This window comes from Rhodovulum adriaticum (genome assembly GCF_004345735.1).
Classification (GTDB): Bacteria; Pseudomonadota; Alphaproteobacteria; order Rhodobacterales; family Rhodobacteraceae; genus Rhodovulum; species Rhodovulum adriaticum.
Window position 1 is genome coordinate 52663 of sequence record NZ_SLXL01000009.1, and the last position, 16479, is coordinate 69141.

Here is a 16479-nt window from a genome sequence, read left to right on the forward strand (position 1 = left end):
ATGTCCCGTTTCCCCTCTGCCGCGGGCGGCGTGCTGTCCTACTTCACCCGGCACCGCACCGCCGCGAACCTGCTGCTGGTGATCCTGATCGTGGCCGGTCTGGCCGCCGCGCCGCGGATGCGCGCGCAGTTCTTCCCCGACGTGGTGATCGACGACGTGACCGTGGCCGTCACCTGGGAGGGGGCGGGCGCCGAGGATGTGGATGCGGGCATCGTGCAGGTTCTGGAACCTGTGCTGATGGCCGTCGAGGGTGTGGAAAGCACCGAGTCGCGCTCCTCCGAGGGGAGCGCGTCGATCAACCTGGAGTTTGAGCCGGGCTGGGACATGTCGCGCGCCGCCGACGATGTGCAGGTGGCCGTGGACGGCGTAACCACCCTGCCCGACGAGGCCGAAGAGCCAGAGGTGCGCCGCGGCGCCTGGCGCGACCGGGTGACGGATATCGTGATTACCGGCCCCGTGGCGGTGGACCAGCTTGGCCGCTTTGCCGATGAGTTGGTGACGCGGCTTTATTCCGCCAACGTGACGCGGACCACGATCCAGGGTCTTGCCGCGCCGGAGTTGGTGATCGAGGTGCCCTCGGGCGAGTTGATCCGCCATGACGTGAGCATGGCCGAAATCGCCGCCGCCATCGCCGCCGAGGTCGACACCGCGCCCGCGGGCGACGTGTCGGGCGGCAGCGCACGGGTGCGGACCGGCGTGGAAAAGCGCGATGCCGACCAGATCGCCGGGATCGTGCTGCGTGCCAATGATGACGGATCGAAACTGACGGTGGGCGATGTCGCCACCGTGCGGGTCGAGGGGGTGGACCGCGCCCGCGCCTATTTCGTGGGCGAGAACCCGGCGATCAGCGTCCGGGTGGACCGCTCGGCCCAGGGGGACGCGATCGCGCTGCAACACCGTGTCGAGGATGTCGTGGCGGAATTGCAGTTGACCCTGCCGCCCGAGGTTTCGGTCGATCTGATCCGCACGCGGGCAGAGTTCATCCAGGGACGTCTGGACATCCTGCTGGACAACGGTCTGATGGGGCTGGGCCTGGTGCTGCTGCTGCTGTTCCTGTTCCTGAATGCGCGCACTGCCTTTTGGGTGGCTGCGGGCATTCCCGTGGCGATGCTGGCGACCATCGCGCTGATGTACCTGTCGGGTCTGACCATCAACATGATCTCGCTGTTTGCGCTGATCATCACGCTGGGCATCGTGGTGGACGATGCCATCGTCGTGGGCGAACATGCCGATTTCCGGGCCCGAAGGCTGGGCGAAAGCCCGGTTCAGGCCGCCGAGAACGCTGCGCGCCGCATGGCTGCGCCGGTCTTTTCCTCTACCCTGACCACGGTGATCGCGTTTTTCGGCCTGGTTCTGATCGGCGGCCGGTTCGGCGACATGATCGCCGACATTCCCTTTACCGTGATCGCGGTGCTGCTGGCCTCGCTTGTGGAATGCTTTCTGATCCTGCCCAACCACATGGCCCATGCGCTGACCCATTCGGCGAAACAGCACTGGTACGATGCGCCCTCGCGCGTGGTGAACCGCGGCTTTACCTGGTTCCGCCGCACGCTGTTCCGGCCCTTTATGGCGGGGGTTGTCTGGGCACGCTACCCGGTTCTGGCGCTGACGGTCCTGCTGCTGGCCAGCCAGGTCGGGCTGCTGATCCGGGGCGATGTGCCCTGGCGCTTTTTCAACGCGCCGGAACGCAGTTCGGTGACCGGCAATTTCGCGATGCTGCCCGGTGCCACCCGCGAAGATACCATGGAAATGATGCGCGAAATGCAGCGCGCCACCGAAGAGGTCGCCAAGCGTTATGAGGAGGAATACGGCGTCAACCCGCTGGATTACGTCCTGGCGCAGGTGGGCGGGACCACCGGGCGCGGCCTGGCTGGCGCCGATACCAAGGACGAGGATCAGCTTGGCTCTATCGCGATCGAGTTGATCGACGCGGACCTGCGCCCCTATTCATCCTTCCAGTTCGTGGGCGAATTGCAGGGCGCGGTGATCCAGCATCCCAAGGCCGAAACCGTCAGCTTCCGCGGCTGGCGCTCGGGGCCGGGGGGCGATGCGCTGGACGTGCAGTTTTACGGCGCCGATGCGGATACGCTGAAGGCCGCGGCCGAGGCGCTGAAAACCGAGGTCGCGCAATATGGTGAGGTTTCTGCCGTTCAGGACAGCATGGCCTATGACAAGGAAGAGCTGATCCTGGACCTGACGGCGCAGGGAACCGCCGTGGGGTTCACCATCGAGGAACTGGGCCGCGTGCTGCGTCACCGCCTGAACGGGATCGAGGCCGCGACCTATCCCGACGGTCCCCGCTCGGCCGCGATCCGTGTGGAATTGCCCGCCGGAGAGCTGACCGCCGATTTCCTGGAACGGACCCTCTTGCGCGCGCCCTCGGGCGAATACCTGCCGCTTTCGGATATCGTCACCGTCGAGCGGCGCACCGGCTTTTCGACTGTCCGGCGGGAAAACGGGCTGCGTGTGGTGTCCGTCACCGGCGATATATCCGAGGACGACCCGGTCCGGGCCGAAGAGATCATGACCGAACTGCAAGAGGTCATCCTGCCCCGGATCGAGACAGAACACGGTGTCGCCTGGCGCCTGTCGGGGCTGGCAGAGCAGGAGGACGAGTTCCTGAACGACGCCAAGTTCGGGCTCTACATGACGCTGATCGGTATCTACCTGGTGCTGGCGTGGATCTTCTCCAGCTGGACGCGGCCGGTGGTGGTGATGGCGGTGATCCCCTTCGGCCTGATCGGGGTGGTCTACGGGCACCTGCAATGGGGGGTGCCGCTGTCGATGTTCTCTATCGTCGGGCTGATCGGGATGGTGGGCATCATCATCAACGATTCCATCGTGCTGGTCAGCACGGTGGACGAATATGCCGAAACCCGCGGCCTGTTCCCGGCGATCATCGACGCGGCCTGCGACCGGCTGCGGCCCGTGCTGCTGACCACCGCGACGACCGTGCTGGGCCTGGCGCCGCTGTTGTTTGAGCAATCCCAACAGGCGCAGTTCCTGAAGCCCACCGTCATCACCCTGACCTATGGGCTGGGCTTTGGCGTGGTGCTGGTGTTGCTGGTGGTGCCCGCGCTTTTGGCCATGCAACAGGACGTGGGCAAGCAGGTGAATGCGCTGCGCCACGCCTTGCGCGCGGGCGGTCGCGGTCGTCCCGTGCGCTGGGTGACCGGGGGCGCGGCGGGGCTGATGGCGCTGTGGTTCGCGGCGACGCTGGGGGTTGCCGCTGTCACCGGCGCGCTGCCGGGCGCCGTGACGGCACTTCTGCCCGCGCTGGCGGGGTCGCCCGCCATGGTCGCGGCGCTGGGCCTGTTCCTGGCGGGATCGGCGGTACTGCTGGTGATGGCGTATTTCGGGGCGGCACTGGCCGTCGGGCTGGCGCGGCGAGCCTGAGGTCAGTTCCCCGCGCAGCCGCGGATATCGACGGCGCGTTCCTCACCCAGGACCGTGATCCGAACCGCAGAGCGGTCCAGCGCGAAGGGCTGCCCGGTGACCGGCACAAGGTCGGCGCGCGCCACGACGCGCATGCCCTGCCGCGCGGTCTGCGCCTCTGACACCCAGATGGAGGGGTCGGGCAGTTCGAACACCGCCGCCTCGTCCGGGCCCAGGGTGGGCATGTCGATTTTCGCCGTCAGGCGCAGGCCGTCGGCGATCGGCTCTACCTCGCAACGAACCTGGCCCACATGGGCCTGTTCGGCCGATACCGGGCGGGCGTCCAGCGCCGCGCGAATCGGTTCCTGCTGCCAGCCGCGCCCCTCGGTCGGCAGGGCACTGTCCAGCCGCAGGTCCATCGGCATGCAGATGTCGTGGCACACGCCCAGTTCCATATGCGCGCGCAGGGCGATCGGCTCGCCCGGTTTCGCGGGGGTCAGTTCCACGGGCAGGACCACCTGGCTGTCATAGCCGATGGTGCGCATTCCGTTTGAAATGAACACCTTGGGGGCTGGCCAATGCACCTGCACGCCCACCAGGTTCTGCGACCCGGACCAGTCAAAGCGCGGCGGTATCCCCGCATCGCCCGGCGCGCGCCAATAGGTCTTCCAGCCCGGCGCCAGGTCCAGCCGCAGCCCGGCCATATAGGTGCCGTCCTCGGTCTGCCAGCCGGGTAGCAGTTCGGCATGCAGAATCTGCCCCTCGGGGCTGCCGGCGGCCACGGGCTGGCCCAGCCCGGCACAGATTGCGGCGGCGGCGGTCAGTTGGCGAAGCGATGTCTTTCCCATGATCGATAACCTAGTCATCGGGCGGGAAAGCGGAATTCACATTCGGGCGAGAGCACCGCGAAAATTGTCTCACCCCGGCCTTGCGCCATGTTCCTGGCGGGCACATTCTTGGTCCATGCACGACACCGATGCCCCCCTTCAACTGCACGGAAAGCTGCTGGTCGCCATGCCTGGAATGGGCGATCCGCGATTCGAGCGGTCCGTAGTCTATCTTTGTGCCCATTCCGACGAGGGCGCGATGGGCCTGATCGTCAACAAGCCTATGGACGGGCTGTCCTTCTATGACCTGCTGACGCAATTGGACATTTCCCGCGCCCCCGGCGCCCGCGAGATCCGGGTGCATTTCGGCGGGCCGGTCGAACATGCCCGTGGCTTCGTCTTGCATAGCGGCGATTATGGCCAGGCGCGCGAAACGACCCTGCGCGTGGACAGCCGCTTTGCCATGACTGCCACGCTGGACGTGCTGGAGGATATCGCCGGCGGGAACGGGCCGCGGCAGGCGTTGCTGGCCCTGGGCTATGCCGGATGGGGGCCGGGGCAGTTGGAGGACGAGATCCAGCAAAACGGCTGGCTGACCTGCGAGGCCGCGCCCGACCTGGTCTTTGGCGGCACCGACGCCACGAAATGGGAACGCGCGATCCGCAGCCTGGGGATCGATCCGCTGCTCTTGTCGGCCGCTGCCGGACGCGCCTGACCGCGCCCCTTCTTCTTGGGAAAAATACCCCGGGGGGGTCGCCGGGGAACCCGGCGGCGGGGGCAGCGCCCCCCGCGGGCGGTGCAACAAGAAAAGGGCCCGCGCCGATGCGCAGGCCCTGCAATTTGCGCGCTTGCGGCGGTTCAGCCGCGCAGCGCCTCCAGCATCACATGCACGTTCTCGGGGTCGGCATCCGGGGTGATGCCATGGCCGAGGTTGAAGATATGCGGCCCCTTGGAAAACGCTTCCTTGATGCGCTTGGTCTCGTCGATCAGTTCCTGGCCGCCGGTGACCATCAGGTTGGGCGCCATGTTGCCCTGAACGCAGCCGTCAACCTGCACGTTCTGGGCGGCCCAGGTGGCATCGACGGAATTGTCCAGCGCCACGCAATCCGCGCCGGTCGCATTGGCGAACCCGATATACTTGTCGCCCGCCTCGCGCGGGAAGGCGATGCAGGGCAGGCCGGGATGGCGGGCCTTCAGCTCGGCGATGATCTTCTTCGCCGGTTCCACCGCGTATTTGTCGAACGCCTCGCCCTTCAGCGAGCCGGCCCAGCTGTCGAAGATCTTGATCACTTCGGCGCCGGCCTCGACCTGTTGCGACAGGTATTCGATGGTGGCGTCGGTCAGCAGGTCGATCAGCCCCTCAAAGGTGGCGGTGTCGCCGGTGCGCATCGCATGCGCCGGGGCCTGATCCTTGGTGCCGCGGCCGGCGATCATGTAGGTGGCCACGGTCCAGGGCGCGCCCGCGAAGCCGATCAGCGTGGTCTCGCTGGGCAGTTCGCGCGACAGGATGCGCACGGTTTCGTAGACCGGCGCCATGTGCTCGTGAATGTCGTCCTTGCCCTTCAGCGCCTTCAGGTCGTTCGCGCCGCCGATGGTGGACATCCGCGGCCCTTCGCCGGTTTCGAACCACAGGTCGGCCCCCAGGGCCTGGGGCAGCAGCAGGATATCGGCAAACAGGATCGCGGCGTCAAAGCCGTAGCGGCGGATCGGTTGCAGCGTCACCTCGGCCGCCAGGTCCGAATTGTAGCACAGCGACAGGAAGTCGCCGGCCTCGGCCCGGGTGGCCCGATATTCGGGCAGGTAGCGCCCCGCCTGGCGCATCAGCCAGACCGGCGGCACCTCCTGCACTTCACCCGCCAGAGATTTCAGAAGTTTTTTGGTTTCCGCCATCGTATTCCCCGTTTAAGAGTTCCGCCTGTCGTCCCCTGCTTGCGTCAGCATGTCAAGACGGGCCGAGTTGTCAGGACGACGTGACGCGATTAGAGGTTTGGCGCATGGCTATCACACTTCCTTCCCCCGCTTCACCCCTCAAGATCGGCACCCGCGGCTCTCCGCTGGCGCTGGCGCAGGCGTATCAGACCCGGTCGATGCTGATGGCGGCCTTCGATCTGCCCGAGGATGCCTTCGAGATCGTGGTCATCAAGACCATCGCCGACAAGGTGCTGGACCGCGCCCTGAAAGAGATCGGCGGCAAGGGCCTGTTCACCAAGGAAATCGAAGAGGCGATGCTGGACGGCCGGATCGATATCGCCGTCCACTCGACCAAAGACATGGGCGTCGAACAGCCCGAGGGGCTGGTGCTGGACACCTTCCTGCCGCGCGAGGATTTCCGCGACGCCTTCATCTCGCACAAGTTCGAGGGGCTGGCCCAGGTCGCCGAGGGCGCGGTGGTCGGCACCTCGTCCCTGCGCCGCCGGGCGCAGCTGCTGAACAGGCGGCCCGATCTGAAGGTGGTGGAATTCCGCGGCAATGTGCAAAAGCGCATGGAAAAGCTGGGCAACGGCGTGGCCGACGCCACCTTCCTGGCGATGGCCGGGCTGAACCGGCTGGACATGGCTGATGTTGCGCGTGCGACCATCGAACCCGAGGAAATGCTGCCCGCCGTGGCGCAGGGGGCGATCGGGATCGAACGGCGCACCGATGACGCGCAGGCCGCGCACCTGATGGAGGCGCTGCACGACAAGCAGACCGGCGAGCAGATGGCTGCGGAACGCGCGTTCCTGGCCGCGCTGGACGGGTCGTGCGAAACGCCCATCGGCGGGTTGGCCCAGCACGAAGGCGGCAATATCTGGCTGCGGGGCGAGATCCTGCGCCCCGATGGCAGCGAAAGCATCACCGGCGAGGATCGCGCGCCGATCGAGGATGCGGCCGAAATGGGCTGGGCCCTGGGCAAGAAGCTGCGCGAACAGGCCGGAGAGGGTTTCTTCGACTGGATCGACGACTGAGGGTTTCGCCTTGCTGACGCAAGGCGACCCGCCGGGGGCGTTGCCCCCGGACCCCCAGGGTATTTTGGCCAAGAAGAAGAATGGATACGTCTTCGATCTTCTTCTTGGTGCAAATACCCCGGGGGAGTCCGAAGGACGGGGGCGGAGCCCCCTTCGCGGTTTCCGCATCGAACTTCCGTTGGCCGCGATCCGGCGTTCATGCGTTGGGCGGTAGTACCTTGCCGGGGTTCAGGATGGCGTTGGGGTCCAGCGCGGACTTGATCGCCCGCATCACGTCCAGCGCCACCGCATCCTTGCGCCGCGCCATGGTGGACAGTTTCGACACCCCGATCCCGTGTTCGGCCGAGAAGCTGCCGCCGAGGGTGGCGACCTCGTCCTCTACGGCTGTGCGGATGGTTTCTTTCATCGCCTCGTCACCGCGCGTGGGCCAGACCACGTAATGCAGGTTGCCGTCGCCCAGGTGACCCACGGTGATGGTTTCCGCCCCGGCGTCGATCTGCGGCAGGCGGGTTTCCATCCGATCCAGGAAGGTTCCGACACGGTCCAGCGGCAGGGCGATGTCGTTGTCCACCGCCGGTTGCCGGGAAAAGGTGATCTCGGCGGCCAGTTCGCGGCGTAGCCACATTTCGGCGCGCTGCGCCTGGGATTGGGCGATCACGGCGTCCAGAACGGTGCCGGCCTCCATTTGCGCGGCGAGGGTTTCCTCCAGCAGGGCCACAAGTGGCAGGCGCCCGTCCGGCCCCGGTTCGGCATCGCGCGGCGCGGTGGCGCCGATCTCGACCATGACCGCGACGGGGTAGGTCTGTTCAAAGGGCGGGCGCAGGTCCGGGCGGCAGGTGGCCAGCCGCCGCATATAGGTGTCGGGCATGTATTCGAAGGCCTCGACCGCGCCGCCGGTGGCCTGTTGCAGCAGGTTCAGCAGGTCCAGCGCCGCGCCCAGGTCGGGCAGGGCCACCATCGCCGTGGCATGGGCGCGCGGCAGCGGCACCAGTTTCAGCACGGCGGCGGTGATGATCCCCAGCGTCCCCTCGGACCCGATCATCAGGTCGCGCAGGTCATAGCCGGTGTTGTCCTTGTGCAGCGCGCCCATTGCGTCCATCACCCGGCCGTCTGCCAGCACAACCTCCAGCCCCAGGCACAGCGCGCGGGTATTGCCATAGCGCAGCACGTTGGACCCGCCCGCATTGGTGGCCAGCAGCCCCCCGATCATCGCCGAATCGCGCGCGCCGAAGGTCATGGGAAAGGTCAGGCCATGATCTGCGGCGGCGTCGTGCAGGCGCGACAGGATCACGCCCGCCCCGACCGTGGCGGTGCGGGCGGCGGGGTTGATGTCCTGGATGGTGTTCAGGCGTTCGACCGAGAGCATCAGCGCCCCGTCTGCCAGCGCGCCGCCCGCCAGCCCGGTTCGGCCCGCAACGGGCACGACGGGCGTGTGCGTGGCATTGGCCAGCCGCAGGATCGCGGAAACCTGGTCGCGGTCGGCGGGGCGCAGCACGGCCAGGGGCGTGGCGGCATATTTCCCGGTCCAGTCGGTGGCGTAGCCGGCGGTGTCGGTTCCGGTCAGGACATGGGCCTTGCCCAGCAGGGCCTCTAGCTCGGCGATCAGGGACATTCGTTTTCCTTTGCTTACAGGATCAGCGCCGAGACCACGCCGAAATAGATCAACAGGCTGGCTGCGTCCTGGATCACCGTGCAGACCGGGCCGCTGCCCATGGCCGGGTCCGATCCCAATCGCTTGAACGCCCAGGGCAGGGCAAAGCCCACCACCGCGGACACCGCCCCGCCGGCCAGTACCGCGATGCCCACGGCCAGCGCCAGAAGGGCATCGCCGAACACCGCCAGCACGCCGCCGCCAGCGAGCAGCCCGAGTGCGGCGCCGATGGCCAGCCCGATGGCCATTTCATCGCGCAGCAGCGCCGCGATGGATACGTCCTGCGTGGACAGCCCCCGCACAGAAACAGATACCGCCTGCGCCCCGATGGCCCCCGCGATATAGACCAGCGCGGGCACGAAAAAGGCCACCGTGACGTTGGCTTGCAACGCCTCTTCGAAGCGGATCATCACCAGCGTGACGATGGTCGAGGCCGCCAGCCCGAACACCAGCCAGGGCAACCGGCGCGCAAAGCGGTCGCGCAGGGGGGCGTCCAGCGCGGCCTCTGGCCCCGCCTCATGGGCGCCGATGCCGGCCAGGCGTTGCAGATCCTCCATGTGTTCCTCGCGCAGGATGCGGAACAGCGCCTCTGGCGGGACCGCGCCGATCAGGTGGCCTGCGTCATCGACCACGGGCACGGCGATCATGTTCAGGCGGATGGCAAGCTGGGCGATGGCCTCTTGGTCGGCATCGGCAGTGACGGCCTCGTGCTCGGGCTCCATGATCTCGGCGATGCAGGCGGCGCCGTTGGCGAACAGGTCGTTGATGCGCACGATCCCCTGCAACGCCCCGCCCGCATCGGTGACGAAGATCGTGTCGGCGCAGGCGAAATGCTGGCCGCGCAGGGCGGCGATGACCTGCGCCACCGGGGTTTCGGGCCGGGCGGTGGGCACATCCGCGACCATATGTTCGCAGGCGGTATCGGCGAGGCAGAAATCGGGTGCGGTCATGGCGCGGTCCTGGGACAGGGGCGGTTGGCCCCGTCCTAGACCGATCGACCCGCCCCGCCTAGGGGGCAGCGCGTCACTGGGCGCGGTCGATCAGCGCCAGCACCTTGGGGCCCATCGCCTGCACGATCAGGGCAACCCCCGCGGCAGAGGGGTGGATGCCGTCCCCCTGCATGTAGTCGCGCATCGCCGCGCCCCGGTCGGGCAGATCGGTCAGGCCCTTCAGGAAGCTTTCGAAATACAGCGTGCCGTGGGTTGCGGCCAGGTCGGGATACATCGCGTCAAAGGCCGCCTTGTAGTCCGGCCCGTAATTGCCCGGCGCCTGCATGCCGACCAGCAGCACCGCGACCCCCGCGTCACCTGCCGCCGACAGGATGCCGTCCAGATTGGCGCGCGAGGCCGCCGGATTGATCCCGCGCAGCAGGTCGTTGCCGCCAAGCGCCACGATCATCGCGTCCACGTCCGGGGTTAGGGTCCAGCCGACGCGGGACAGCCCGCCCGCCGTGGTGTCCCCCGAAACGCCCGCGTTGATCACCTGCACATCGGCCCCTTGGGCGCGCAGCCAGGCCTGCATCTGCGGCACGAACCCGTCCTCTTGCGGCAGGCCATAGCCCTGGGTCAGGCTGTCGCCGAGCGCGGCGATGGTGATCTGTTCGGCCTGCGCCGCCCCGGCGGCAAACAGCACCGCAAGGTTGAGCGCGACCACCCGCGCCCCATATCCAAGGGCAGACACTCCCCGCAGCAGGCGCCCCATGACCGATCCGATCCTTTCGCTTGACGATGTCACCCTGACCCTGGCCGGCAATGCCGGCCCGGTTGAAATCCTGCACGGCATTTCCCTGGCGGTGAACCGGGGTGAAACGCTGGGGCTGATCGGGCCGTCGGGGTCGGGCAAGTCATCTCTCCTGATGCTGATGGGCGGGCTGGAGCGCGCCACCGGCGGCAGCGTCACGGCCCTGGGCCACGACCTGACCGCGATGAACGAGGACCAGCTTGCCCGGTTCCGCAGGCAGCATATGGGCGTGGTGTTCCAGTCTTTCCACCTGATCCCGACGATGACAGCGCTGGAAAATGTCGCAACGCCGCTGGAACTGGCCGGGCACCGCGATGCCTTTGACCGGGCCGAGGAAGAGTTGCGCGCGGTGGGGCTGGGGGCACGGATCGACCATTACCCCAGCCAGATGTCGGGGGGCGAACAACAGCGCGTGGCGCTGGCCCGAGCCGCAGCACCACGCCCGCATATCCTGCTGGCCGATGAACCCACCGGCAATCTGGACGGTGCCAACGGGGCGGCGATCATGGATCTGCTGTTCGGCCTGCGTGATCGGCATGGGGCGACGCTGGTGCTGGTGACGCACGCCGCGGATCTGGCCGCGCGCTGCGACCGGGTGGTGCGGCTGGCCGATGGCCGCGTCGCCGCGCAAGAGGGGCGGAGGGCCGCGGAATGACCCTGCCTGTCGCTGCCCGTATCGCCCGCCGCGAATTGCGCGGGGGGCTGCGGGGGTTCTACGTCTTTCTGGCCTGTCTTGCGTTGGGGGTCGCGGCGATCGCCGCCGTGGGCTCGGTCCGTGAAAGCATCACCGCCGGGTTGCAGCGCGAAGGTGCGGTGCTGCTGGGCGGCAATGCCGAGATGTCCTTTACCTATCGCTATGCGGAGGACGCGGAACGCGCCTGGATGGCGCGAACCGCGGAAACCGTGTCCGAGATCGTCGATTTCCGGTCCATGGTCGTGGTGGACCGCGACGGTGTGACCGAACGCGGGCTGACCCAGGTCAAGGGCGTGGATGGCGCCTATCCCCTGTTCGGACAGGTAGAGCTGGACCCCGCCGTGCCGTTGGCCGACGCGTTGGCGGGCAACGGGGCGGTGATGGAACGGGTGCTGGCCGACCGGCTGGGCCTGCGCCCCGGCGATACGTTCCGGCTGGGCACCGGCACCTATGAATTCCGTGCCGTTCTGACCCGTGAACCGGACGGGGCAGGGGACGGGTTCGGCCTGGGGCCGCGGCTGATCGTGCGGACACAGGCGCTGCAGGGATCGGGCCTGCTGGAACCCGGCACCCTGTTCGAAACCAAATACCGCCTGGCCCTGCCGCCCGTGGCCGACTTGCCCGCGCTGGAGGCCGAGGCCGAGGACCGCTTTGCCGATAACGGGATGCGCTGGCGCGATGCCCGCAACGGGGCGCCGGGCATGACCCGGTTTGTCGAACGGTTGGGGTCGTTCCTGGTGCTGGTGGGGCTGGCCGGGCTGGCCGTGGGCGGCGTCGGTGTTTCCGCTGCCGTGCGCGCCTATCTGGAGGGCAAGACGGCGGTGATCGCGACCCTGAAAACCCTGGGGGCCGAAAGCCGCACAATCCTGGCCGCCTACCTGATCCAGATCGGGGCGCTGGCGGCCCTGGGCATCGTGATCGGGCTGGTGTTGGGCGCGTTGTTGCCGCTGGCCTTTGCCCCGCTGATCCAGGCGCAACTGCCCGTGCCCGCCGAGATCGGGATTGCCCCCGGCCCGCTGGCCGAGGCCGCGCTTTACGGCGTGCTGACGGCGCTGGTTTTCACCCTGTGGCCGCTGGCCCGCACCGAAGAGGTCCGCGCAGGCGCCCTGTTCCGCGATGCGGTGGGGCGCACGCGGGTCTGGCCACGGCCCCGCTATCTGGTCGCGATCCTGGCGCTGGCCGGGGCGTTGATCGGCGTGGCGGCGTGGTTTTCCGGCGTGCCCGCGCTGGCGCTGTGGTCGGCCTTTGGCATCCTGGCGGCGCTTGGCGTGCTGGTGCTGGCGGCGGTGGCGCTGCGCTGGGGCGCGCGTCGGGCGGCACGGGCGCGGATCGTGCGCGGGCGCACGGCGCTGCGGCTGGCGTTGGGGGCAGTGGGCGGCCCGGCGGGCGAAACGACCTCGGTCGTGCTGTCGCTGGGGCTGGGCCTGTCGATCCTGGCCGCCGTGGGCCAGATCGATGCCAACCTGCGCAGCGCCATCAGCCAGGAACTGCCCGAGATCGCACCCTCGTATTACATCGTCGATATCCAGCCCAACCAGCTGGACGGCGTGCTGGACCGGCTGCAGGGCGATGCGGGCGTCAGCAAGGTGCAGACCGCGCCCATGCTGCGCGGCATCATCACCCGGATCAACGGCCAGCCCGCGCGCGAGGTTGCGGGCGATCACTGGGTCGTCACCGGCGACCGGGGCGTGACCTATGCCGCCACACCGCCCGAGGGCACCATCGTCAACGGGGGCGAATGGTGGCCCGCCGATTACGACGGCCCCCCGGTCATGAGCTTTTCCGACGAAGAGGCCGAAGAGATCGGCCTGAAGCTGGGCGATGATGTGACCGTCAACATCCTGGGCCGCGACATCACCGCCAAGGTGACCAGTTTTCGCGATGTGGACTTTTCCACCGCCGGGATCGGTTTCGTGATCGCGATGAACCCCGGCGCGTTGCAGGGTGCCCCCCACACCCATATCGCCACGATCTATGCCGAACCGCAGGCCGAGGCCGCGATCCTGCGTGACCTGGCCAGCGCCTATCCCAACATCACCGCGATCCGGGTGCGCGATGCCATCGACCGGGTGGCCGAGGTGCTGGACGGGCTGGCCGCGGCGATTGCTTATGGCGCGGCGGCCACGCTGGTGACCGGGCTGATCGTGCTGATCGGCGCGGCCGCGGCGGGCGAACGCGCGCGCGTTTTCGAGGCGGCGGTGCTGAAGACCGTGGGCGCGGTGCGCGGGCAGGTTCTGGCCTATTTCGCCCTGCGCTCTGCCCTGCTGGGGGCGGCGGCGGGGTCCGTGGCCATTGTCGCGGGGGGCGTCGCGGGCTGGGCGGTGATGGAATTCGTGATGATGGGCGGCTACGCGTTCGAGCCGGTTTCCGCCCTTGCCATCGTTTTGGGCGGCGCGCTGGCGACGCTGGCGGCGGGGCTGGGTTTTGCCTGGCGGCCCTTGGCCGCGCGGCCCGCGCGTGTGCTGCGCGCCCGCGAATAACGCCCCGCCGGGCGGGGAAGGTTCCCGGCGAAAGATCGGTCAACCGCCCCACTTGTCGCGAAAGCTTCACAAAAGCGGCGTGGGTTTGACTTGACTTGCCTGCCCCGCTGTCGCATCCGGCCCGAAACCTCGTGGAGTGGCGACTATGAAAATCGCGATGATCGGCACCGGCTATGTTGGTCTGGTTTCGGGCGTTTGTTTTTCGGATTTCGGGCATGAGGTGGTCTGCGTGGACAAGGACCCGCGCAAGATCGAGATGCTCGAACGCGGCGAGGTTCCGATTTTCGAGCCGGGCCTGGATCAGGTCATGGCGCGCAATGTCGACGGGGGGCGGCTGACCTTTACCGGCGATCTGGCCGCGGCGGTGGACGGCGCGGATGCGGTGTTCATCGCGGTTGGTACGCCGACGCGGCGCGGCGACGGGCATGCGGACCTGACCTACGTGATGGCCGCCGCCGAGGAAATCGCCAACGCGCTGACCGGCTATGCGGTCATCGTGACCAAGTCGACGGTCCCGGTGGGCACCAACCGCAAGGTGCAGGCAACCATCGCCCAGGCCAACCCGGCAGCGGATTTCGACGTGGCCTCGAACCCCGAATTCCTGCGCGAGGGTGCGGCCATCGACGATTTCATGCGCCCCGACCGGGTGGTGGTCGGCGTTGAATCCGGCCGCGCCCGCGACGTGATGGCAGAGATCTACCGCCCGCTGTTCCTGCGCGAATTCCCGATCGTCTACACCGATCTGGAAACGGCCGAGATGATCAAGTACGGCGCCAACGCGTTCCTGGCCGCCAAGATCACCTTCATCAACGAGATGGCGATGCTGTGCGAAAAGACCGGCGCCGACATCAAGGCGGTGGCCAAGGGGATGGGGCTGGACGGCCGCATCGGCAACAAGTTCCTGCATGCGGGGCCGGGCTATGGCGGGTCGTGTTTTCCCAAGGACACTTCGGCGCTGGCGCGGATCGGCCAGGATTACGCCTGCCCGATGAAGATCACCGAAACCGTGATCGCGGTGAACGACGCGGTCAAACGGCGGATGATCGACAAGGTGGTCGATCTGTGCGGCGGGTCGGTCAACGGCAAGGTGATCGCGGTGCTGGGGGTGACGTTCAAGCCCAACACCGACGACATGCGCGAGGCGCCCAGCCTGACCATCGTGCCCGCGCTGGTGGGCGGTGGTGCGCAGTTGCGGGTGGTCGATCCCCAGGGCCGGCGCGAGGGCGAGGCGCTGCTGCCGGGCGTGCAGTGGATGGACGATGCCTACAAGGCCGCGCAAGACGCCGACGCGGTGGTGATCCTGACCGAATGGAACGAGTTCCGCGGCCTGGACCTGAAACGGCTGGCCGGCGCGATGGCCCAGCCCCGGATGGCCGATTTGCGCAACATCTACCCCGTCGGCGACGTGCGCGATGCAGGCTTTGACGCCTATGTCAGCATCGGGCGAAAGGGCTTCGGCACCGAGGGTTAGGCGATCTGGCCGCGGCCGTCTGCCTCGTGGCCGCGTTCTGTCCCGCGCGCTGACGCGGGATGACCCCCATCCAACCGCTTTCCTCGCAGCCGAAAGAACCTGTTGCAGACGGCGCTGTGCGAATGGCTGGCTTGGGGCTGTCGGCTGACCGGGCGGGTCGTGTTCCCGCCGCCGCGCTGTTTGCGGGGCGAATAGCCCTTCCGCCCGCGCGCGGGGCGGCGTAGACAGGCGCCATGCCCGTGACCCTGACTTCGCTGTCCGACCTCGCCGCGCTGGAATTCGATGACATCATCGACGTGCGCTCGCCGGCCGAATACGCCGAGGACCATCTGCCCGGCGCAATTTCCCTACCGGCGCTTTCGAACGAGGAACGCGCGCGGGTGGGCACGATCTACACCCGGGAAAGCCCGTTCCGCGCCCGCCGTATCGGTGCCGCGCTGGTCGCGCGCAACGTGGCGACGCATCTGGAAACCGTGCTGGCCGACCGCCCCAAAAGCTGGAAACCGCTGGTCTATTGCTGGCGTGGCGGGCAACGGTCGGGCAGCGTGGCGCTGATGTTCCGCCAGATCGGCTGGCAGGCCGAAACGGTGGACGGCGGTTGGCGCAGCTATCGGCGGCTGGTTCAATCGGCCCTGTATGAGGCCCCCTGGCCCGCGCCGCTGGTGATCCTGGACGGCAACACCGGCACCGCCAAGACCGACATGCTGGCCCTGCTGTCGGACGCCGGCGTGCAGGTCATCGACCTGGAGGGGCTGGCCAACCATCGCGGTTCGCTGTTCGGGGGGATGGCCGGCGGGCAGCCCGCGCAAAAGGGGTTCGAGACCCGCCTTGCCATGGCCGCGCTGGATCTGGACCCGTCCCGCCCCGTGGTGGTGGAGGCGGAATCGTCCAAGATCGGCAATGTCCGTATCCCGCCCGCCCTGTGGAACGCGATGAAGGGTGCGCCCCGTGTGGAATTGCGCGCCCCCCTGGCCGCGCGGGCGGAATACCTGGCGCGGCGGTATCGTGACGTGACCGACGACCCCGCCCGGCTGTTGTCCACAATCGACGCCTTGCGTCGCCAGCACCCGCGCGACCGGATCGAGGATTGGCAGGACATGGCCCGGGCGCAAGCCTATGAAGCGCTGGCAAGCGGCCTGATGGAACATCATTACGACCCGCGCTATGGCAATCAGCGCGCCCGGTTTCAGGATCGGCCCAGCCTGACCGTCGATCTGGACCGTCTGGACCCGGCGGCGCTGGCCCAGGCCTTGCCCCGCGTGATCGCGGCGATCGAGGCCGCGCAGGGGGCATAGG

At 68.0% G+C, this 16479-nt stretch carries 12 protein-coding genes; 7 read left to right on the forward strand and 5 right to left on the reverse strand.

The window, feature by feature from the left end; genetic code table 11:
* Nucleotides 1–3396, forward strand: a complete 3396-nt coding sequence (locus tag EV656_RS11890; protein ID WP_132604261.1) for an efflux RND transporter permease subunit — start codon at nucleotides 1–3, stop codon at nucleotides 3394–3396.
* 2 nt (nucleotides 3397–3398) lie between these two features.
* Here the strand turns inward: EV656_RS11890 and EV656_RS11895 are convergent, their stop codons facing one another.
* A complete protein-coding gene (locus EV656_RS11895) occupies nucleotides 3399–4223 on the reverse strand; it encodes a protein-disulfide reductase DsbD domain-containing protein (RefSeq protein WP_132604264.1) in 825 nt (274 codons plus the stop codon).
* A gap of 115 nt (nucleotides 4224–4338) precedes the next feature.
* Between EV656_RS11895 and EV656_RS11900 the strand changes: the two genes are divergently transcribed.
* Entirely contained in the window at nucleotides 4339–4917 is a 579-nt protein-coding gene (locus EV656_RS11900; protein WP_132604267.1) for a YqgE/AlgH family protein, read from the forward strand.
* Nucleotides 4918–5060: 143 nt separating this feature from the next.
* Here the strand turns inward: EV656_RS11900 and hemE are convergent, their stop codons facing one another.
* Nucleotides 5061–6092: a uroporphyrinogen decarboxylase gene (gene hemE, locus EV656_RS11905; protein ID WP_132604270.1), complete on the reverse strand. Its 1032-nt coding sequence runs from the start codon at nucleotides 6090–6092 to the stop codon at nucleotides 5061–5063.
* Nucleotides 6093–6196: 104 nt separating this feature from the next.
* Between hemE and hemC the strand changes: the two genes are divergently transcribed.
* On the forward strand, nucleotides 6197–7147 hold the full coding sequence (gene hemC, locus EV656_RS11910) for a hydroxymethylbilane synthase (protein ID WP_132604273.1): 951 nt from the start codon (nucleotides 6197–6199) through the stop codon (nucleotides 7145–7147).
* Between the two features lie 196 nt (nucleotides 7148–7343).
* Here hemC and EV656_RS11915 read toward each other — a convergent pair whose 3' ends face one another.
* The 3 genes from EV656_RS11915 to EV656_RS11925 all read right to left on the reverse strand — a co-directional run bounded on the left by EV656_RS11915 (nucleotide 7344) and on the right by EV656_RS11925 (nucleotide 10499).
* Nucleotides 7344–8759, reverse strand: a complete 1416-nt coding sequence (locus tag EV656_RS11915) for an FAD-binding oxidoreductase (RefSeq protein WP_132604276.1) — start codon at nucleotides 8757–8759, stop codon at nucleotides 7344–7346.
* Between the two features lie 14 nt (nucleotides 8760–8773).
* Nucleotides 8774–9748: a magnesium transporter gene (locus EV656_RS11920; protein WP_132604279.1), complete on the reverse strand. Its 975-nt coding sequence runs from the start codon at nucleotides 9746–9748 to the stop codon at nucleotides 8774–8776.
* A gap of 73 nt (nucleotides 9749–9821) precedes the next feature.
* A complete protein-coding gene (locus EV656_RS11925; RefSeq protein WP_132604282.1) occupies nucleotides 9822–10499 on the reverse strand; it encodes an arylesterase in 678 nt (225 codons plus the stop codon).
* Here EV656_RS11925 and EV656_RS11930 point away from each other — a divergent pair.
* From EV656_RS11930 to mnmH, 4 genes are all read left to right on the forward strand, one after another.
* A complete protein-coding gene (locus EV656_RS11930) occupies nucleotides 10498–11193 on the forward strand; it encodes an ABC transporter ATP-binding protein (protein ID WP_132604285.1) in 696 nt (231 codons plus the stop codon). The two genes, EV656_RS11925 and EV656_RS11930, sit on opposite strands and share 2 nt — an antisense overlap.
* Nucleotides 11190–13712, forward strand: a complete 2523-nt coding sequence (locus EV656_RS11935; protein WP_132604288.1) for an ABC transporter permease — start codon at nucleotides 11190–11192, stop codon at nucleotides 13710–13712. The genes EV656_RS11930 and EV656_RS11935 overlap by 4 nt, the downstream gene beginning before the upstream one ends.
* A gap of 145 nt (nucleotides 13713–13857) precedes the next feature.
* Nucleotides 13858–15183 (forward strand): UDP-glucose dehydrogenase family protein, encoded by a 1326-nt coding sequence (locus EV656_RS11940; RefSeq protein WP_132604291.1) that lies wholly within the window; start codon nucleotides 13858–13860, stop codon nucleotides 15181–15183.
* 233 nt (nucleotides 15184–15416) lie between these two features.
* Entirely contained in the window at nucleotides 15417–16478 is a 1062-nt protein-coding gene (mnmH, locus tag EV656_RS11945) for a tRNA 2-selenouridine(34) synthase MnmH (RefSeq protein ID WP_132604294.1), read from the forward strand.
* Nucleotide 16479: the final 1 nt, after the last annotated feature.